This is a genomic window from Streptococcus infantis (assembly GCF_964243025.1).
Taxonomy (GTDB): Bacteria; Bacillota; Bacilli; order Lactobacillales; family Streptococcaceae; genus Streptococcus; species Streptococcus infantis_N.
The window spans coordinates 271145-290034 of record NZ_CAXTDJ010000002.1 but is presented as its reverse complement, the minus strand read 5'-3'; the positions used below and the strand labels follow the sequence as shown (position 1 = coordinate 290034).

Here is an 18890-nt window from a genome sequence, read left to right as displayed (position 1 = left end):
GTTGAAAGAGCAATTTAAAAGTGAGTATCTCAAGTTTATGATGAATCCTTGGCATTGGTTGATTATAGGCGCTCTATTACTTTGTGTTCCGGCGATGGTTATTTTTTTAAATAGTAAACCAGATCAGTTGACCCTACACTTTGTTTTGGAACAGCTACTGCAAAGTCTCTATTTAGGACAGGCGGGTTTTATTAGTCTAGCTGTCCTATTTATAGGTCAGGAATTTACAGGTTCTAGCCTTCGTACAAGTTTTCTTACATGTCCAAATCGTTTAAAATTTATAATATGTAAATTAGCTATTGTGTTATGTGTGGAAATTGTATTATTGCTAGTTGTAATATCAGTATGTATACTACTTACTCAAGGATATTATAATATCAATCTTTTGAGCAATATTAAAAATGTTCTAACAATCCTATTTCCAGTTTGTATTTCTATTTTAACCTTCTCTCTTTTAAGTGGTATTTTTGTATTTATTTTCCGATCTTTTACCTTAATTTTGGGAATAAGTTTATCCCTTTTATTGGGGTTGGGACAAATGCTACTACAATTCAGTTCTTTTTTTAGAAATTTACCATTACTAGCTAGTATGAACTGTTACTATATCCATCCTTTATCACTTTATTATCCAGTTTGGCAAGGTCTGGGGATACAAATAGTTTGGTTATTAATTGTTTTTCTATTAGCTACACTGATAGTTATAGGAAGAAATGTACGCTAAAGACAGGGACTATCCTGTCTTTTTCTCAGTTAATGATATAATATAATTTAGGAGCGTGAGTTATGGCTTATAAAATTTTAGTGGTAGATGATGATCTTGCTATTCTTCGCCTAATAAAAAGGGTACTAGAGTATGAAAAGTATGAAGTAGTCATACGAAATAAGATAGAAGAGATTGATCTTTGTGATTTTACAGGATTTGACTTGATTTTATTAGATATTATGATGCCTGTTAGTGGTTTAGAAGTCTGTCAGATGATTCGCGAGCAGATATCTGTTCCTATCTGTTTTATAACTGCTAAGGATATGGATGAAGATTTGGTGGCTGGAATCAATGCAGGAGCTGATGATTATATTATGAAGCCCTTTAGTATACCAGAGCTTTTAGCACGTGTTAAAATGCACTTACGTCGTGAAGAACGGACTAAAGGAAATGTTCATCAAATAAAGATTGGGAAGCTTATACTATATACGGATAGTAAGGAACTATTTGTAAACGAAGATAAGATCGCCTTGACAAGGAGGGAATTTGATATAGTGAATCTTTTAGCAAGTAACCCAAGTAAAATATATTCTATAGAGGAAATCTATAATTATTTATATCCACAAAGTTCAGAAGCTCTTCTACGTTCGGTTTCAGAGTACATTTATCAAATTCGTCAAAAGCTGAAACCATATCAGTTAAATCCAATTAAAACCTTGTACGGTGGAGGATATCAATGGGTAGAGTCAAAAGTTTTAGACAATTAATTCGAGAAACCTGTTGGAGAATTATTTGGCAGTTTAGTCTTGGCTTATTAATGGCCTATCTTATTCCCTTAGCTTCTGTATCCATACAAATAATGGAGGATGGGAAACCTCTTAAAAATAATGATGTTCAATCAATTTTTTTCAATGTGTCATCATGGATATATATTTGTGTTTTATTGATTATTCTAATAAGTTATCACATTGGTAAATTGTTGAAAAAACTAAGTTATGAAATGAATTTGATTTATGAAAATAGTATGTGGCTTGAAAGCGAATGTACAGAAAGATTAACAGTTAAGGAATTTCGTGAGACTGGTAATCGCATTATTGTGATGCAAGATCGTATTCGACAGCTATTAGATGATGAGAAGCAACAGAAAGAAGATTTGATGTTTCAGGTTTCAGCAGCTTCTCATGATTTGAAGACCCCTCTAACTATCATCAAAGGGAATGCAGAATTTTTGCACACTTCCACTAAAGATGAGCAGACTAAAGAATGTTTAGCAGATATAGTTCATGCTAGTCAACGCTTACTAGATTATTTTAATCAGTTGATTCATTATTCTAAAACTTACTATGATGATGAAACCGACTGGACGGAGTATTCTTCTTCAGATTTTATCAATGAATTAGAGAAAGAAGTCTCCTTTTTGATAAAAAATCAGATTGAGTTTTCTTTTGAACAAAATTTGAAAGGAACTGAAGTTTATTATATAAATCCATCTCTTCTGATTCGTGCAATACAAAATATTTTAACAAATGCTTTGGAGTATGCAGATAAACAGAATCCTAAAATTAAAATTAGAGTAGAGCAAGAGGGGAAGGAATTGAAAATAGGGATATGGAATAATGGCTCTGAATTTCCAGATGAAGTTTTAACTAATTTTGGGAAGCTCTTTTATCGTATGGATAAAGCTAGATCGGTTAAAGAGCAACATTATGGCATTGGCCTTAGTTTTGTATGTAGAGTTGCAGAATTGCACAAAGGCCGAGTTGAGCTTAGAAATAGAGACGAGGGGGCAGAAGTTTTAATGGCTCTTAATTGTATTAAATCAAAGTGATTTACTTACTAATTTGTTGTCATAGGATTTAAATAGATTAAGATGTGAAAGTGGATAATAAAAACGAATGAAGATAAATAGTTAATGAAAACCATTTATCATTCATTCGTTTTTTAATTATTGGATAATATACGTAGCTTTATCTAGAATGTTGTTTTCCAGAATTGCGTTTTTTGTTTTTCTTTTTATTAGAAGTTGAGATAACTGCTACTGATTCAGGAGTTACATCTTTGCGAGTAGCTGAAGTTTTACTTGCTTTTGGTGGGTTCTTAGCCAGTTCTTCACGTACTTTTTTACGAAGTTTTGGACGAATGATGTAGTTGACGATGAATTGTTGAAGGATCATCATGAAACCACCGACAACCCAGTAAAGCGTAACGCTGGCTGGTGAGAAGATTGAGAACATGACAATCATCATTGGACTCATGTAAATCATCTTCTTGAGTTGTTCTCTTTGAGTCTCGTCTTCAACTCCGTGTAGCGAAAGGAGGGATTGGACATAGTAGAGAATACCCGCGAAGGCGATAAGGATCCAACTTGGAGAACCAAGTGCGATTCCTAAGAAGCTAGCTTCAGAAACACCTTCTGTATGTTGAGCTGCAAAGTAGATTGCTGAGAAGAAAGGCATTTGAATGAGGAGAGGGAAACATCCTACTCCGCCAAACATGCTGATACCGTGCTCTTTTTGAGCAGCAAAGAGAGCTTGTTGGGCTTCCAGTTTTTCTTCTTGTGTTTCTGCTTCCTTGAGACGAGTTTGGTGTGGTTCAAGGACATGTTTGAGGGCATTCATCTTTTCAGAATGAAGCGTTGCCTTCCATGATTGGTAGATACCAAGTGGCAAGATAATCAAGCGGACGATAATGGTTACGATAATAATAGCGACCCCGAAGCCTAGTCCTTTATCAGTGGCGAAGTACTTGATAGCTTCTCCCATCGGGGCACCCAAGAAATCCCAAACGGGACCAGTTGGCAGACCTGTCACTTTGTCAACCTGAACGCAGCCTGTCAAGACTAATAGCATAGCCACTCCCATGATAGAGAGGGCGATTCTTTTAATTGATTTCACTGTTTTAATTCCTTCTTAAAAATGATACCTTTCTATTCTACTGTTTTTTTTGAAAATATACAATAGTTCTAGAGGCCTAATTTGCTACTTTGAAATCTGAATAAGATGGAAAGTTACTCATTTGCACATCTAGGTAGGTTACTTTAGAGAATGGGGTAGGGCCTTTTCGAATCTCTTGGATGAACTTAGCCATGATGGCAGAAGACTCAGCCTGAGCTAGAATTTCAACGGTTCCGTCGTCGTTATTCCAGACACGACCCGTAATGCCACCTAGTTCTAGAGCCAGACTATAGACACCCCAGCGAAAGCCCACTCCCTGGACGCGACCTTGGGCGATCATTTTAACCTTTTGCATACCAAACCTCCTTGATTGTGTTATAATATTTCTATGACTATTATAACCTCTAAAGCCAATTCTGTGGTGAAAAATACCAAGAAATTGCATCAAAAAAAATATCGAAAATCTTCTTATTTAATTGAGGGATGGCATTTGTTTGAAGAGGCTGTTCAGGCTGGTGCAAAGATTGAGAAAATTTTTGCTCTAGTAGAGTATGGAGATAAACTCGTAGATTATCCTCAGACAGTCTTTGTGGCTGAAGAAATCTTGCTTGATTTGGCAGATTCACAAACTCCTCAGGGCATTGTAGCCATTGTTCAAAAGGAAGAAGAGCAGTTGCCGGATTTGAGCCAAGGGAAATATCTTTTCTTGGAAGACGTGCAGGATCCTGGAAATGTTGGCACAATAATCCGAACGGCAGATGCAGCAGGTTTTTCTGGAGTCATCGTTTCAAGCAAGTCAGCAGATATATATAGCTTGAAGACTCTCCGATCCATGCAGGGAAGTCATTTTCATTTGCCGATTTATCGGATGCCTGTTGAAACATTTGTTGAAGAGGCTAAAAAGAATCACTTGCCCATTCTAGCCACCACCTTGTCTCAAAATTCTAAAGATTATCGTGAACTGGATCGGTTAGAGGATTTTGCCTTGGTTATGGGAAATGAAGGGCAGGGCATTAGTCCATTCATGACAGATCAGGCAGACCAACTGGTTCACATCAGCATGAAAGGGCAGGCAGAGAGTCTCAACGTCGCCATCGCGGCAGGGATACTCATGTTTTATTTGAGTTAAAATAGTTTATTTTTGTTATAATCAGTAAAAAGATTTCATAAGGAGAAAAAGATATGAATCAAACAATTATTCAAGAACATTCTGGTTTGAATCAATTTTATGCAAAAGTTTATGCTTTTGTAGGAATTGGGATTGCCTTATCTGCAGTTGTTTCAGCCTTGATGTTAACAACCTTCCAAGACCTTCTCGTACAGTTAATGTTAAATGCACGCATATGGCTAATCGTGACAGGAGTAGTTGAAGTTGCTCTTGTAATTGCAGCCAGTAATATGGCTTATAAAAATAGCCCAGCAGCTCTTCCGATGTTTCTCATCTATTCAGTAGTGAACGGTTTTTCGCTGAGTTTCATCGTATCGCTCTATCTTCCAGGAACAGTTTTGACTGCCTTTATTTCCAGTGCAGCCCTCTTCTTTGTCATGGCTATCATAGGAGTCGTCATCAAAAAGGATTTGAGTGGTATCGGACGTGCTTTGATTGGAGCCTTGGTAGGTCTCATCTTGGCTATGATTGTCAATGTATTTTTAAACAGTGGCCTTTTCGATTACATCATCAGTATTGTCATGGTTCTTGTTTTTGCAGGTTTAATCGCTTGGGATAACCAAAAGATTCGCTATGTTTATGAAGAATCAAATGGTCAAGTTGCTACAGGTTGGGCAATTTCTTTGGCACTTAGCCTCTACCTTGACTTTATCAACCTCTTCCTTAGTTTCTTGCGTATCTTTGGAAGTGACGATTAATACTTTTAGAGCTCAAATGAGCTCTTTTTGCTTTCATTTTTACTGGCAAAAGGGTATAATCTTTTTATTATTCAAAAGGAGGGGCATATGAAAAAAAGTTTTATTCACCAGCAGGAAGAGATTTCATTTGTAAAAAATACCTTTACCCAGTATTTAAAAGATAAGTTAGAAGTAGTAGAAGTACAGGGACCGATCTTGAGTAAGGTTGGGGACGGGATGCAGGATAACCTTTCAGGGATTGAACATCCGGTATCTGTTAAGGTTCTGCAAATTCCAAATGAAACCTATGAAGTGGTGCACTCGCTTGCTAAGTGGAAACGTCACACTCTAGCTCGTTTTGGGTTTGGTGAAGGAGAAGGTCTCTTCGTTCACATGAAGGCTCTTCGCCCAGACGAAGATTCACTAGATGCGACTCACTCGGTTTATGTTGACCAGTGGGACTGGGAAAAAGTTATTCCAAACGGACAGCGCAATCTTGCCTATCTTAAAGAAACGGTAGAAAAGATTTATAAGGCTATTCGTTTGACTGAGTTAGCAGTTGAAGCACGTTACGATATTGAGTCAATCTTGCCTAAGCAAATTACCTTTATCCATACTGAAGAGTTGGTTGAACGCTATCCAGACTTGACACCTAAAGAACGTGAAAATGCTATTTGTAAGGAGTTCGGTGCTGTTTTCTTGATTGGTATTGGTGGAGAATTATCAGATGGAAAACCTCATGACGGACGTGCGCCGGACTATGATGACTGGACAACAGAATCTGAAAATGGCTACAAGGGCTTAAACGGAGATATCCTTGTTTGGAATGATAATTTGGGTGCAGCCTTTGAATTATCTTCAATGGGGATTCGTGTCGATGAAGACACTCTACGTCGACAAGTAGCTATTACAGGAGATGAAGACCGCCTTTCTTTGGAATGGCATAAGGCTCTCTTAAACGGCCTCTTCCCATTGACAATCGGTGGAGGGATTGGACAGTCTCGTATGGCCATGTTCTTACTTCGTAAGAAGCACATCGGTGAAGTTCAAACCAGTGTTTGGCCACAAGAAGTCAGAGATACTTACGAGAATATTCTTTAATCAATCGAACCGAGAGGTTCGATTTTCTTATTTCATCAGAATTTGGTATAATATACGGTATGAAAATCGTATCAGGAATCTACGGAGGGCGTCCGTTAAAGACGCTAGACGGGAAAACAACTAGACCGACATCAGATAAGGTCAGGGGCGCTATTTTTAATATGATTGGTCCCTACTTTGAAGGAGGGCGCGTGCTAGATCTCTATGCTGGTAGTGGGGGGTTATCCATTGAAGCAGTTTCAAGAGGGATGTCGAGCGCTGTCCTAGTTGAGAAGGATCGCCGAGCACAGAATATTGTGGCAGAAAACATTCAGATGACCAAGGAAACCTCTAAATTTCAATTATTGAAAATGGAATCCAGTCGTGCATTAGAACAGATTGATGGTGTCTTTGATCTTATTTTTTTAGATCCTCCCTATGCCAAGGAGCAAATCGTGTCGGATATTGAAAAAATGGCGGAGAGAAATCTTTTTTCAGAAGATGTCATGGTGGTCTGCGAGACCGATAAATCAGTAGAACTTCCAGAAGAAATCGCCTGTTTGGGTATCTGGAAGGAAAAAATATATGGGATTAGTAAGGTGACGGTTTATGTCAGATAAAATTGGGCTATTCACAGGTTCGTTTGATCCAATGACAAATGGGCATATGGATCTCATTGAGCGTGCAAGTAAGCTCTTTGATAAATTGTATGTAGGGATTTTTTATAATCCACACAAAAATGGATTCTTACCGATAGAGAGTCGTTTGAAGACGGTTGAAAAAGCAGTAGCACATCTAGAGAGTGTCCAAGTCATCGCCTCTCATGATGAATTGGTCATTGATGTTGCTAGAAAACTGGGTGTCCATGTTCTTGTTCGTGGTTTGCGTAACGCTGCGGACCTTCAGTATGAAGCCAGTTTTGATTTTTACAATCATCAATTAGCAGGAGAGATTGAGACAGTCTATCTCCATAGCCGCCCAGAGCATGTCTACATCAGCTCTTCAGCTGTGAGAGAACTATTGAAGTTTGATCAAGATATTAGCAAGTATGTACCAAATGTAGTCTTGGAGGAGTTAAAGAATGAAGAAAAAAACTAGATGGCCCATATATTTAATCATCGGGCTCATTATCACTTTTATAGCTTTTACGGTACCACTTCCTTATTACATTGAGGTGCCAGGGACTTCAGAAGATATTCGAAAGGTTTTACAAGTCAATAACCAATCTGACCAAGAAGAAGGTTCTTACCAATTTGTGACGGTAGGAGTTAAACACGCCAGAATGGTGGACTTGGTTTATGCTTGGCTAACACCTTTTACAGATATTCGTAGTGCCAAAGAAATGACAGGTGGTTCTTCAGATGCAGAATTTATGCGAATCAACCAGTTTTACATGGAAACTTCGCAGAACATGGCCAAATATCAAGGTCTGAAGGCGGCGGGCAAGGAGATAGAACTCAAATACCTGGGAGTCTATGTTTTGACTGTGACAGATAACTCGACCTTCAAGGGTATCCTCAATATTGCTGACACTGTAACAGCTGTCAATGATAAGACTTTTGAGAGCTCCAAGGAGATGGTCGACTACGTCAACTCTCAAACGCTAGGTGACAAGGTTAAGGTTACTTATCAAGAAGATGGGAAAGTCAAAACTGCTGAAGGAAAAATCATTACTCTGGAAAATGGGAAAAATGGTATCGGAATCGGTTTGATTGACCGCACAGAAGTGTCAAGTGATGTGCCAATCAAGTTTTCAACGGCTGGCATTGGTGGTCCGAGTGCTGGAATGATGTTTAGTTTATCCATCTATACGCAAATTGCAGATCCAACTCTTCGAAATGGACGTATCATTGCTGGTACAGGAAGTATCGACAGAGATGGAAATGTTGGTGATATTGGTGGAATTGACAAAAAGGTTGTGGCTGCTGCAAAAAAAGGAGCTACTGTATTCTTTGCTCCTAACAATCCAGTAACTGAAGAAGCTAAAAAGGCCAATCCTAATGCTAAAAGCAATTATGACACGGCTGTAGAAGCTGCTGAAATGATTAAAACAGACATGAAGATTGTTCCTGTAAAAACACTTCAGGATGCAATTGATTACTTAAAAAACAACCCATAGAATATAGTGCAAGTCCATAGACTAGCGTAGGGAAAGAGAAGATGGTATAATAGGCAGATGATTCAATTGTTTTTTACCCTCAGTAGTCATATGTTTTTTGTCTACCTAGTTTTTCAACTTTTGAAAGATATAGTCAAATGGGATCAAATTTTGAAGGTGACCAAGGACAATGCGAGGAAGGTACGACTTTTGGTAGTATTGTGTAGTATCGGTTTAGGATATCTAATCAGTTCTTTTTTCCTAAATCTCTACCAATTATGGCAAGAAGCTGTACGTGCACTGCTATAATTTATATGTTTCGAAGATTATAATAAGCAGATGTTTAGGTAGTTAACAAAAACATTGGGAGAATTAAATATAATGGATATTGTAATTTTATTGTTAATAACGCTATTAATTTATTTGTTGCCCCAAAATAAGGAATATCTAAGTGTTGAATCTACATCAGGGCTTAGAGGTTTCCTTGCTTTAGGGATCATATTTCATCATTTATCACCATTGGTTAAAACTGGAGAAGAATTTTCTAATTTTTCATATATGGGGACTTATATAGTTTCTATATTTTTCTTTTTATCTGCTTACGGGTTGTATGTTCAAAATGAAAGTAAGGAAAATTACCTAGATAATTTTTTAGAAAAAAGACTTTCCAAAATTATGGTTCCATTTTTTATTATCTCTTTGATTTATATGTTTGCCAGATTCGTAAACGGTCAATTAATGGATTTAAATTTTTTTATTAATTTATTTAAAAAAGGAAGTACAATTATATATAATGGTTGGTTCGTTGATATTATAATTTTAATGTATGTGTTATTTTACATATCGTTTAAGCTTTTTCAAAATAAGTTCTTATCTATTGTTCTCAATACAATATTTATAATCTGCTATATCTGTTTGGCTATAAAATTAGGCTATAGTTTCTGGTGGTATAATAGTGCTTTGGCCTTCGTCGTTGGTCTGATATGGGCTAAAAATCAAAATAAAATTGATAGATTTTTAGATAGGTATTACTTTATAGCAATTATTTTAGTAACTGTGTTACTCTTTTTCTCACATAAATACAATATTTTGTTGAAGTATGTACATTTAGAAGATAGCTATAGTTATGCACTGGCCGCTAATTTAGATAATATTATTTTTACAATCTATTTTATTATGGTTTTTTTGAAAAAAATAAATTTTTCAAATGTCTATTTAACTTTAATAGGTCGTATATCATTTGAATTATATATGATACATGGATTAGTAATCTCTATTCTAGAAAAAATATTTGTGTCATCCAGAGTAAATGATGTGTTATTTACATTTTTTGTATTGATGATAAGTCTGATTTTGGCTTGGATTATTAACAAATTAGTCAATAGGTTTACTCAAAAAGTAAGTCTATTTATAAAATCAACATTAAAGGAAAATATTTATGGAAAAAATTGTAGTTCGAGGTGGGGATAATCGCCTTGTCGGAAGTGTTACAATTGAGGGCGCGAAAAATGCAGTTTTGCCCCTACTTGCGGCGACAATTTTAGCAAGCGAAGGAAAAACAGTTTTAAAAAATGTTCCTATCCTATCGGATGTCTTTACCATGAACCAAGTAGTTCGTGGATTAAATGCGAAAGTTAATTTTGATCAAGATGCAAACATTGTTGAAGTGGATGCGACAGATGATATCACAGAAGAAGCTCCTTATAAGTATGTCAGCAAGATGCGTGCTTCTATTGTAGTCTTGGGTCCAATCCTAGCTAGAGTTGGTCACGCTAAAGTTTCGATGCCAGGTGGATGTACGATTGGTAGTCGTCCTATTGACCTTCACCTTAAAGGTTTGGAAGCAATGGGGGCTAAGATTACCCAAACAGCTGGCTATATCGAAGCTAAGGCAGAACGCTTGCATGGAGCCCATATCTATATGGACTTTCCTAGTGTTGGAGCAACCCAAAACTTGATGATGGCTGCAACGCTAGCTGATGGCGTAACTGTTATCGAAAATGCTGCGCGTGAACCTGAAATTGTAGACTTGGCTGTTCTCTTGAATAAAATGGGAGCTAAAGTCAAAGGTGCAGGAACAGAGAGCATTACCATCACTGGTGTTGAAAACTTGCATGGTGCAACCCATAACGTTGTTCAAGACCGCATCGAAGCAGGGACATTCATGGTTGCTGCTGCAATGACAGGTGGAGATGTCCTGATTCAAGATGCTATCTGGGAACACAACCGTCCCTTGTTAGCGAAATTACAAGAAATGGGTGTTGAAGTCATCGACGAGGATGAAGGTATCCGCATCCGCTCCCAACGAGATAAACTGAAAGCAGTTCATGTCAAGACCTTACCACATCCAGGATTTCCTACGGACATGCAGGCCCAGTTTACTGCTCTTATGACGGTTGCTAAAGGGGAATCGACTATGGTTGAGACAGTCTTTGAGAATCGTTTCCAACATCTAGAGGAAATGCGCCGCATGGGCTTGCATTCTGAAATTATTCGTGACACAGCTCGTATCGTCGGAGGTCAACCCCTCCAAGGGGCAGAAGTGCTGTCTACGGACCTTCGTGCCAGTGCAGCTTTAATCCTGACAGGTTTAGTAGCTGAAGGTGAGACTGTTGTTGGGAAACTTGTCCATTTAGATAGAGGTTATTATCGTTTCCATGAAAAGTTAGCTCAGTTAGGGGCTAATATTGAACGGGTAAGTGTGGAAGCTGATGAAGATGAATAAAGAAGTATCTTATGTGCTACGTCGATTTCTATTGGTCATTATTGTTTTGCTTCTAGGGGTCTTGGCGCTTGGAATTGGCTTGATGATTGGCTACGGTATCTTAGGCAAAGGTCAAGATCCATGGGCAATTTTAGCGCCAGAAAAGTGGCATGAGTTAATTGCGAAATTTACAGGGAAATAGGCTGGGGGACCAGCCTTTTTCTAAGAACAAAAACTAAGGAGAAAAGATGAATAAGAAAACAAGGCAGGCCCTAATTGGCCTCTTGCTCTTTTTGCTCTTGTCAGCAGGAAGCTACTATATTAAACAAATGCAGTTTTCCAACACTGCACCACAAACACAAGCAAAACAAAAATCACAGTCGTCTGATACTCCAAGTCAAGAACTGGCTGAAAGTGTACTGACCGATTCAGTTAAAAAACAAATTAAGGGTTCTCTTGAATGGAATGAAGCAGGTGCCTTTATCGTCAATGGTAATAAGACAAATTTGGATGCAAAGGTTTCAAGCAAACCCTATGCTGATAACAAGACAAAAACTGTAGGTGGGGAGACGGTTCCAACTGTCGCTAATGCCCTTATGTCAAAAGCGACCAGACAATACAAGGATCGTGAAGAGACTGGGAATGGCTCGACTTCTTGGACGCCAGCAGGCTGGCATCAGGTTAAGAATCTAAAGGGAAGTTACAACCATGCGGTCGATAGAGGGCATTTGTTGGGCTATGCCTTGATCGGTGGATTAGATGGCTTTGATGCTTCTACTAGCAATCCTAAAAATATTGCTGTTCAGACAGCTTGGGCCAACCAAGCACGCGCAGAAGATTCCACGGGACAAAACTACTATGAAAGTTTAGTTCGAAAGGCCTTGGATCAAAATAAGCGGGTGCGGTACCGTGTTACATTGCTCTACGCTACAGAAGAAGATTTGGTACCTTCTGCATCTCAGATTGAAGCTAAATCATCTGATGGTGAATTGGAGTTTAACGTCGTAGTTCCTAACGTTCAAAAGGGAATTCGGTTAGATTACCGAACAGGAGAAGTTACGGTTACAAAAGACTAATAAATAGATAATCCCTTATCGTTTTGATAGGGGATTTACTATAGAAATCGAAAATTAATGTGTAGAAATTGAAAAATATGGTATAATAGTCTCAATTATACTTTTTAGGAGAAGGAAAATGGAAGACCCGAGCAGTCAGGATTTGTTACTGCAGTTTGTATTATTAGTTGTTTTGACCTTTTTAAATGCTTTTTTCTCTGCGACAGAGATGGCTATGGTTTCCCTTAGTCGTTCACGTGTTGAACAAAAGGCAGAAGAAGGAGATAAACGCTATATCCGTTTGCTAAAGGTACTTGAAAATCCCAATCACTTTTTATCAACCATTCAAGTTGGGATTACTTTAATTACGATCTTGTCAGGGGCTAGGTTAGCAGATTCTCTTGGCGAATTGATTGCCTCTTGGATGGGGAATAGCGAGACTGCGTATGCAGTAGCTTCTTTCTTATCACTTGCTTTTTTGACCTATATTTCAATCGTTTTTGGTGAACTTTATCCTAAACGCATTGCTCTAAATCTTAAGGATGCCTTGGCAATCCGAACTGTACCATTTATTATTGCTCTCGGTAAGATTGTGAGTCCCTTTGTTTGGATGCTATCTGCATCAACCAATCTTTTGAGCCGTTTGACGCCGATGACATTTGACGATGCAGACGAAAAAATGACTCGTGATGAGATTGAGTATATGCTCACCAATAGTGAAGAAACCTTGGATGCTGATGAAATTGAAATGTTACAGGGTATTTTCTCACTAGACGAACTTATGGCACGTGAAGTCATGGTTCCTCGAACAGATGCCTTCATGGTAGATATCCAAGATGATACTCAGACCATTATCGAAAGTATCTTAAAACAAAACTTTTCTCGAATTCCTGTTTATGACGGCGATAAGGACAATGTCATTGGTTTGATTCATACCAAGAGTCTCCTTAAAGAAGCCTTTGTCAGTGGGTTTGATAATATCGTCTGGAAGCGAATCTTACAAGATCCACTCTTTGTACCTGAAACCATTTTTGTGGACGATTTGTTAAAAGAACTAAGAAATTCACAAAGACAGATGGCTATTCTACTTGATGAATATGGAGGAATGGCTGGTTTGGTAACACTTGAGGATCTCCTTGAAGAGATTGTTGGTGAGATTGATGATGAAACGGACCGTGCTGAAGTCTATGTTCATACTATCGGCGAGGACACTCATATTGTCCAAGGGACAATGAATTTGAATGATTTCAATGACTATTTTGATGTTGTGCTTGAAAGTGACGATGTAGATACGATAGCTGGATACTATTTGACTGGTGTGGGAACTATTCCAACATCAGAAAAACTCAGTTATGAGTTAGATAGTGGCAACAAGCATATCACCTTGACAAATGATAAGGTAAAAAATGGTCGTGTCACCAAGCTTAAGGTTCAAATTCAAGAACTTGAATCAGAAGAAGAAACTGAATAAAACAAAAGCTTTATCAGAGAAAACTGATAAAGCTTTTTTAGCGTTAAAAAGAAAAGACTCCGTTAGGAGTCTGTGTTTGAATAGAGGTGGAGTATTCTTATTCGCTTGATTTTTGTCTGTTTTGTTTATTTCAATATTATACCACTAGCGGCAACTAGTCTTTTTTGTTTGCTCCAAAAACACCCTCGCCCCAAACTCACCCCAAATAATTTTTAAAGTTATCCTTTTTTATCCGAAAATAAAATTAAAAAAGCCCGCAAAATCGAGCTTTTTTCGGATAAATTCCTATAAGATAGTATAAAAAAGGCGGTAGACGGATTTGAACCGACGATCAAGCTTTTGCAGAGCCGTGCCTTACCACTTGGCTATACCGCCTTAACTTTTATTATTATACCTTGAAAATTGTTTCTCGTCAATAGTTTTCTTTTCTGAAAACATAAGATTCAAATGTTTAAAAAAACATGCGACAAAATATTCTGAAAATTCGTTTACTTTTTACGAAAACTGTGGTATAATCTTCAATATCCACTATTTAAAACGAGGAGTTTAAAAAATGAAAAAAAGTCGGATTCTTGCAGTAGCGGGAGTATCCTTGCTTGCAGTCGGAGTACTTGCTGCATGTTCAAATTCAAATGCAGGTTCAAGCAACACAAAATTAGCATCAGATTATAAATACGTTTATTCAGTTGATCCTGAAACATTGGATTATGTTGTTAACAACGTTGACTCTACTTCTTTTGTTACTACAAATGCGGTAGATGGTTTGCTTGCTAATGATAAATATGGAAACCTTGTACCATCGATTGCTGAATCATGGACAGTTTCACAAGATGGTTTGACTTACACTTATAAGATCCGTAAGGATGCTAAGTGGGTTACTGCTGAAGGAGAAGAATATGCTCCAGTTAAAGCCCAAGACTTTGTGACAGGTTTGAAACACGCGGTAGAAGGCAAATCAAAAGGTTTGTCAGTTATTAGTTCATCAATTAAAGGACTCAACGCTTACATTAATGGTGAAACAAACGACTTTTCAACGGTTGGTGTAAAAGCAGTTGACGACAACACTCTTGAATATACATTGAACCAACCAGAAACTTTCTGGAATGACAAAACAACAAACGGCGTGATGATGCCAATTAACGAAGATTTCCTTAAATCAAAAGGGGAAAGCTTTGGTGCACCTACAGATCCATCTTCTATTTTGTACAATGGACCATTTGTTTTGAAATCAATCACAGCTAAATCATCAATTGAAATGGCTAAGAACGACGCTTATTGGGATAAAGATGCTGTTAAAATTCAAAACATCAAATTTACTTACTGGGATGGGAAAGACCAAGATATCGTTGCTAAAGGATTCTCAGAAGGACAATACAGTAAAGCTCGTATCTATCCTACTAGCTCAACATATGAAAAATATGCTTCCGAGTTCAAAGATAATATCTTCTTTAACGAACCAGGATCAGCTATCGCTACTGTAAGTGTGAACTATGGTCGTACAACTTATAACCATACCTCAAAAACAACAGATAGCCAAAAAGAATCTACAAGAAAAGCTTTGCTAAACAAAGAATTCCGTCAAGCCCTTAACTTTGCGGTAGACCGTAATTCTTACTCAGCTCAGACAAATGGTACAGATGGTGCTGCAGTTGCAATCCGTAATACATTCTCACCATATGATCTTCAAGTTGGAGACAAACAGTTTGGTAAACTTGTAGAAGAAAGTCTTGCGAAGACAAACTCAAGCACATGGTCAAACGTATCGCTTGCTGATTCGCAAAATGGTCTCTACAACGAAGAAAAAGCTAAAGCTGCCTTTGCTAAAGCAAAAGAAAGCTTGAAAGCAGAAGGGGTAGAATTCCCAATTCACTTGGATGCTCTAACAATCCAAGAGTCTACAGCAGTTGTAAACCGTGTTCAATCACTTAAACAGTCTATTGAAAACGTACTTGGAGCTGACAATGTTGTCATCGATCTTCAACAAATGACTCAAGCAGAAGCATTACCACTTTCATTTAGTGCTCCAACAGCTAAAGAACAAGACTGGGATATTCATACCTTGACTGGATGGAATCCTGATTACCAAGATCCATCAACTTTCTTAGACCAGTTCACGATTAAAGGTGGTAATACTCGTTTGATTATGGGTATCGATAAAGATACTGATGCATCAGTTATCCAAAAACTTGGTTTGTCTGACTATGAAAAATTACTTGATGAAGCAAACAAAGAAAATCAAGACGTTCAAAAACGTTATGAAAAATATGCCCTTGCACAAGCTTGGTTAACAGACAACGGTTTGACAATTCCTGTAATGGCAGGTCCGAAAGAAACTGCTGTATCATTTGTATCTAAAGTTATTCCATTTACTTCTTCATACTCAGTTGCGGGTCTTAAAGGAGAAACCTCAGGTTACTTGAAGTACACTGAAGTTGGTGAAAAACCTCTTACAAAAGAAGAATACCAAAAAGCTCGTGAAAAATGGCTCAAAGAAAAAGCTGAATCAAATGAAAAAGCTCAAAAAGAATTAGCGAGCCACGTGAAATAAATAATGCTCATCAGAACTTTCTCTCCAAAAGGAGAAGGTTCTTTTGGGATTTTAAAGGAAATAATATGAAAAAATATGTTTTTATGCGTATCTTGCGGTCGTTAGTTTCTATTTTTTTAGTAACGACCTTGATTTACACAATCATCTATACGATGGTTCCACGGAAGTTGATCTTCAAACAAGATACTAACTACAATAAAATTGCAACAACAGCTGATAAACGTGATAACTATGAAAATACCGTTTTTGAGCGTATGGGTTATATCGAATATTACGATACGAAAGAGTTGCAGGAAAAAGCTAGTAGCATTGACCCTTCTGTAACCGTTGATGCAAACGATACAAATAAAGCTATCTACGAAAAATACATCCAACAAATTGGAAACGGTTGGACTTTGGGTGAGTTTACAGAGAGCGGACAATTCTATGCTACTCGTGAAATCCCTATTTTCGAGCGTGTGTTCAAATTCTATGCAAACTTGCTTGATATTGACCATACAAACAAGATTCAAGACCCAGAAAATCCTAACTTAGAGCGTTATTTGCGTTTTGAAAACGATCCAGCTATCGGATGGTCTTTAGTAGGTTCAGGGACTAAACATAAATACCTCTTGTACTTCAACAGTCAGTTCCCATTTGTTCATCAGAACTTTGTGAACTTGAACCTAGGAGATTCTTACCCAACTTATGCCAATACTCCTGTTCTTCAAGTTATCACACAAGGTCAAGGACAAACCAAGACTTCAGAAGTTCAATTCCCAACAGGTAAGAAAACTTCATCAGTCAACATTTACTCAAGAACCTACAAATCTCCAAGTCAAGCAGATGCACGTGAAGTAGCAAACTATGGTAAGGATGATCCTTATACAGCTACTGAAAGCAATTATCAGTATCCTTCAATGATTGCAAGTTCTGCTATCACAGGTTTGATTGGTCTTGCTATTTCATACACGATTGCAATTCCACTTGGTTCTGCAATGGCTCGTTACAAAAATACATGGATTGATAGTTTCTCTACAGGAGCTTTGACCTTCTTGCTTGCCCTTCCAACCATTGCCTTGGTTTATATCATTCGTTTGATTGGTTCATCTATCGGATTCCCTGATTCATTCCCAATTTTGGGTGCTGGAGATTGGCGTTCTTATGTCCTTCCTGCAGTGATTTTGGGCTTGTTGGGTGCACCTGGTATGGCAATTTGGATTCGTCGTTACATGATTGACTTACAATCTCAAGACTTCGTTCGTTTTGCACGTGCAAAAGGTCTATCTGAGAAAGAAATTTCAAACAAACACATCTTTAAGAACGCTATGGTACCACTCGTTTCAGGTATTCCAGGTTCTATTATTGGTGTTATCGGTGGAGCAACTCTTACAGAAACAGTCTTCGCTTTCCCTGGTATGGGTAAAATGCTGATTGACTCTGTAAAAGCATCAAACAACAATATGGTTGTTGGTCTTGTCTTTATCTTTACATGTATTTCTATCTTCTCATTATTTGTAGGGGATATTTGGATGACCATGATTGACCCACGTATTAAGTTGACAGAGAAAGGAGGCAAATAATGTCTACAATTAGTAATGATAAATTTCAATTTGTAAAACGTGATGATTATGCCTCTGAAGCAATTGATACTCCTGCCTATTCATACTGGCGTTCTGTCTTTAGACAGTTTTTGAAGAAAAAATCAACAGTCATCATGCTCGGTATCTTGATTGCTATCGTTTTGATGAGCTTCATCTACCCAATGTTCTCAGATTTTGATTTTAACGATGTAAGTAAGGTAAATGATTTTAGTGCTCGCTATATCAAACCGAATGCCGAACATTGGTTTGGTACAGATAGTAACGGGAAATCTCTCTTTGATGGTGTCTGGTTTGGAGCTCGTAACTCTATCTTGATTTCTGTAATTGCGACCTTTATCAACCTTGTTATCGGTGTGATTGTAGGTGGAATCTGGGGTATTTCAAAATCAGTAGACCGCATCATGATGGAAGTTTACAACGTTATCAATAACATCCCATCTCTTTTGATTGTCATTGTTTTGACTTACTCTATCGGTGCAGGTTTTTGGAATTTGATTTTTGCCATGAGTGTAACTACATGGATTGGTATTGCTTATTCAATCCGTATTCAAATCATGCGTTATCGTGATTTGGAGTATAACCTTGCTTCTCGTACGCTTGGAACACCAACATTTAAGATTGTAGTGAAAAACATTATGCCTCAGTTGGTATCTGTTATCGTGACGACTTTGACACAAATGCTTCCAGCCTTTATCTCATATGAAGCTTTCCTTTCATTCTTTGGGCTTGGTCTACCAATTACGGTTCCTAGTTTGGGACGATTGATTTCAGATTATTCTCAGAACGTAACGACAAATGCTTACCTCTTCTGGATTCCATTGACAACTTTGGTCTTGGTGTCCTTATCACTATTCATTGTTGGACAAAACCTAGCCGATGCTAGTGATCCACGTACACATAGATAGGAGT

The 18890-nt window shown here is 37.8% G+C and carries 20 protein-coding genes and 1 tRNA gene; 18 read left to right on the top strand and 3 right to left on the bottom strand.

Going from position 1 to position 18890, the window contains the following annotated elements:
• Position 1: 1 nt before the first annotated feature.
• The 3 genes from ACESNQ_RS03720 (at position 2) to ACESNQ_RS03710 (ending at position 2531) form a co-directional block, all read left to right on the top strand.
• Positions 2 to 721: an ABC transporter permease gene (locus ACESNQ_RS03720; RefSeq protein ID WP_373075119.1), complete on the top strand. Its 720-nt coding sequence runs from the start codon at positions 2 to 4 to the stop codon at positions 719 to 721.
• A 62-nt stretch (positions 722 to 783) separates the two neighbouring features.
• Complete coding sequence (locus tag ACESNQ_RS03715; protein ID WP_373075117.1) at positions 784 to 1470, top strand: response regulator transcription factor; 687 nt, start codon at positions 784 to 786, stop codon at positions 1468 to 1470.
• Complete coding sequence (locus tag ACESNQ_RS03710) at positions 1440 to 2531, top strand: sensor histidine kinase (protein WP_373075116.1); 1092 nt, start codon at positions 1440 to 1442, stop codon at positions 2529 to 2531. Before ACESNQ_RS03715 ends, ACESNQ_RS03710 begins: the two co-directional genes overlap by 31 nt.
• A 139-nt stretch (positions 2532 to 2670) precedes the next feature.
• Here ACESNQ_RS03710 and yidC read toward each other — a convergent pair whose 3' ends face one another.
• The gene (gene yidC, locus ACESNQ_RS03705) at positions 2671 to 3597 is read right to left on the bottom strand and encodes a membrane protein insertase YidC (RefSeq protein ID WP_006147834.1); all 927 of its coding nucleotides are present in this window, start codon (positions 3595 to 3597) and stop codon (positions 2671 to 2673) included.
• 76 nt (positions 3598 to 3673) lie between these two features.
• Positions 3674 to 3952, bottom strand: coding sequence for an acylphosphatase (locus ACESNQ_RS03700; protein WP_001174500.1), 279 nt, complete (start codon positions 3950 to 3952; stop codon positions 3674 to 3676).
• Positions 3953 to 3985: 33 nt separating this feature from the next.
• Between ACESNQ_RS03700 and ACESNQ_RS03695 the strand changes: the two genes are divergently transcribed.
• The 12 genes from ACESNQ_RS03695 (at position 3986) to ACESNQ_RS03640 (ending at position 13850) form a co-directional block, all read left to right on the top strand.
• Positions 3986 to 4726: a TrmH family RNA methyltransferase gene (locus ACESNQ_RS03695; protein WP_006147835.1), complete on the top strand. Its 741-nt coding sequence runs from the start codon at positions 3986 to 3988 to the stop codon at positions 4724 to 4726.
• A gap of 53 nt (positions 4727 to 4779) precedes the next feature.
• Positions 4780 to 5463 (top strand): Bax inhibitor-1/YccA family protein, encoded by a 684-nt coding sequence (locus ACESNQ_RS03690; protein WP_373075113.1) that lies wholly within the window; start codon positions 4780 to 4782, stop codon positions 5461 to 5463.
• Positions 5464 to 5550: 87 nt separating this feature from the next.
• A complete protein-coding gene (asnA, locus tag ACESNQ_RS03685; RefSeq protein WP_373075111.1) occupies positions 5551 to 6543 on the top strand; it encodes an aspartate--ammonia ligase in 993 nt (330 codons plus the stop codon).
• Between the two features lie 59 nt (positions 6544 to 6602).
• Positions 6603 to 7142 (top strand): 16S rRNA (guanine(966)-N(2))-methyltransferase RsmD, encoded by a 540-nt coding sequence (rsmD, locus tag ACESNQ_RS03680; RefSeq protein ID WP_373075109.1) that lies wholly within the window; start codon positions 6603 to 6605, stop codon positions 7140 to 7142.
• Complete coding sequence (coaD, locus tag ACESNQ_RS03675; protein WP_373075107.1) at positions 7132 to 7620, top strand: pantetheine-phosphate adenylyltransferase; 489 nt, start codon at positions 7132 to 7134, stop codon at positions 7618 to 7620. Before rsmD ends, coaD begins: the two co-directional genes overlap by 11 nt.
• Complete coding sequence (locus ACESNQ_RS03670) at positions 7604 to 8641, top strand: SepM family pheromone-processing serine protease (protein WP_006147840.1); 1038 nt, start codon at positions 7604 to 7606, stop codon at positions 8639 to 8641. Before coaD ends, ACESNQ_RS03670 begins: the two co-directional genes overlap by 17 nt.
• A gap of 57 nt (positions 8642 to 8698) precedes the next feature.
• Complete coding sequence (locus ACESNQ_RS03665) at positions 8699 to 8929, top strand: DUF1146 family protein (RefSeq protein WP_373075105.1); 231 nt, start codon at positions 8699 to 8701, stop codon at positions 8927 to 8929.
• Positions 8930 to 9001: 72 nt separating this feature from the next.
• Positions 9002 to 10090 (top strand): acyltransferase family protein, encoded by a 1089-nt coding sequence (locus ACESNQ_RS03660; RefSeq protein WP_373075103.1) that lies wholly within the window; start codon positions 9002 to 9004, stop codon positions 10088 to 10090.
• Positions 10059 to 11345: a UDP-N-acetylglucosamine 1-carboxyvinyltransferase gene (murA, locus tag ACESNQ_RS03655; RefSeq protein WP_373075101.1), complete on the top strand. Its 1287-nt coding sequence runs from the start codon at positions 10059 to 10061 to the stop codon at positions 11343 to 11345. The genes ACESNQ_RS03660 and murA overlap by 32 nt, the downstream gene beginning before the upstream one ends.
• Entirely contained in the window at positions 11332 to 11526 is a 195-nt protein-coding gene (locus ACESNQ_RS03650; RefSeq protein WP_052689733.1) for a DNA-directed RNA polymerase subunit beta, read from the top strand. The genes murA and ACESNQ_RS03650 overlap by 14 nt, the downstream gene beginning before the upstream one ends.
• 46 nt (positions 11527 to 11572) lie before the next feature.
• Positions 11573 to 12400: a DNA/RNA non-specific endonuclease gene (locus ACESNQ_RS03645; protein WP_373075098.1), complete on the top strand. Its 828-nt coding sequence runs from the start codon at positions 11573 to 11575 to the stop codon at positions 12398 to 12400.
• 118 nt (positions 12401 to 12518) lie between these two features.
• Entirely contained in the window at positions 12519 to 13850 is a 1332-nt protein-coding gene (locus tag ACESNQ_RS03640; protein ID WP_373075096.1) for a hemolysin family protein, read from the top strand.
• Positions 13851 to 14154: 304 nt separating this feature from the next.
• Here ACESNQ_RS03640 and ACESNQ_RS03635 read toward each other — a convergent pair.
• Positions 14155 to 14225: transfer RNA gene (locus ACESNQ_RS03635), tRNA-Cys, on the bottom strand.
• Positions 14226 to 14403: 178 nt separating this feature from the next.
• Between ACESNQ_RS03635 and ACESNQ_RS03630 the strand changes: the two genes are divergently transcribed.
• The 3 genes from ACESNQ_RS03630 to oppC all read left to right on the top strand — a co-directional run bounded on the left by ACESNQ_RS03630 (position 14404) and on the right by oppC (position 18886).
• Positions 14404 to 16398 (top strand): peptide ABC transporter substrate-binding protein, encoded by a 1995-nt coding sequence (locus ACESNQ_RS03630; RefSeq protein WP_373075094.1) that lies wholly within the window; start codon positions 14404 to 14406, stop codon positions 16396 to 16398.
• Positions 16399 to 16463: 65 nt separating this feature from the next.
• Positions 16464 to 17960 carry an ABC transporter permease gene (locus ACESNQ_RS03625; protein WP_373075092.1) on the top strand — a complete coding sequence of 499 codons (1497 nt, stop codon included), beginning with the start codon at positions 16464 to 16466 and terminating at the stop codon, positions 17958 to 17960.
• Positions 17960 to 18886, top strand: coding sequence for an oligopeptide ABC transporter permease OppC (oppC, locus tag ACESNQ_RS03620; RefSeq protein WP_247912850.1), 927 nt, complete (start codon positions 17960 to 17962; stop codon positions 18884 to 18886). Before ACESNQ_RS03625 ends, oppC begins: the two co-directional genes overlap by 1 nt.
• Positions 18887 to 18890: the final 4 nt, after the last annotated feature.

What these genes read in the sequence shown, in the direction of transcription:
- ACESNQ_RS03715 (WP_373075117.1), top strand. Translation starts at nt 784, where the DNA reads ATGGCTTATAAAATTTTAGTGGTAGATGATGATCTTGCTATTCTTCGC.
- ACESNQ_RS03710 (WP_373075116.1), top strand. Translation starts at nt 1,440, where the DNA reads ATGGGTAGAGTCAAAAGTTTTAGACAATTAATTCGAGAAACCTGTTGG.
- ACESNQ_RS03700 (WP_001174500.1), bottom strand. Translation starts at nt 3,952, where the DNA reads ATGCAAAAGGTTAAAATGATCGCCCAAGGTCGCGTCCAGGGAGTGGGC.
- ACESNQ_RS03695 (WP_006147835.1), top strand. Translation starts at nt 3,986, where the DNA reads ATGACTATTATAACCTCTAAAGCCAATTCTGTGGTGAAAAATACCAAG.
- ACESNQ_RS03690 (WP_373075113.1), top strand. Translation starts at nt 4,780, where the DNA reads ATGAATCAAACAATTATTCAAGAACATTCTGGTTTGAATCAATTTTAT.
- asnA (WP_373075111.1), top strand. Translation starts at nt 5,551, where the DNA reads ATGAAAAAAAGTTTTATTCACCAGCAGGAAGAGATTTCATTTGTAAAA.
- rsmD (WP_373075109.1), top strand. Translation starts at nt 6,603, where the DNA reads ATGAAAATCGTATCAGGAATCTACGGAGGGCGTCCGTTAAAGACGCTA.
- coaD (WP_373075107.1), top strand. Translation starts at nt 7,132, where the DNA reads ATGTCAGATAAAATTGGGCTATTCACAGGTTCGTTTGATCCAATGACA.
- ACESNQ_RS03670 (WP_006147840.1), top strand. Translation starts at nt 7,604, where the DNA reads ATGAAGAAAAAAACTAGATGGCCCATATATTTAATCATCGGGCTCATT.
- ACESNQ_RS03665 (WP_373075105.1), top strand. Translation starts at nt 8,699, where the DNA reads ATGATTCAATTGTTTTTTACCCTCAGTAGTCATATGTTTTTTGTCTAC.
- ACESNQ_RS03660 (WP_373075103.1), top strand. Translation starts at nt 9,002, where the DNA reads ATGGATATTGTAATTTTATTGTTAATAACGCTATTAATTTATTTGTTG.
- murA (WP_373075101.1), top strand. Translation starts at nt 10,059, where the DNA reads ATGGAAAAAATTGTAGTTCGAGGTGGGGATAATCGCCTTGTCGGAAGT.
- ACESNQ_RS03650 (WP_052689733.1), top strand. Translation starts at nt 11,332, where the DNA reads ATGAAGATGAATAAAGAAGTATCTTATGTGCTACGTCGATTTCTATTG.
- ACESNQ_RS03645 (WP_373075098.1), top strand. Translation starts at nt 11,573, where the DNA reads ATGAATAAGAAAACAAGGCAGGCCCTAATTGGCCTCTTGCTCTTTTTG.
- ACESNQ_RS03640 (WP_373075096.1), top strand. Translation starts at nt 12,519, where the DNA reads ATGGAAGACCCGAGCAGTCAGGATTTGTTACTGCAGTTTGTATTATTA.
- ACESNQ_RS03630 (WP_373075094.1), top strand. Translation starts at nt 14,404, where the DNA reads ATGAAAAAAAGTCGGATTCTTGCAGTAGCGGGAGTATCCTTGCTTGCA.
- ACESNQ_RS03625 (WP_373075092.1), top strand. Translation starts at nt 16,464, where the DNA reads ATGAAAAAATATGTTTTTATGCGTATCTTGCGGTCGTTAGTTTCTATT.
- oppC (WP_247912850.1), top strand. Translation starts at nt 17,960, where the DNA reads ATGTCTACAATTAGTAATGATAAATTTCAATTTGTAAAACGTGATGAT.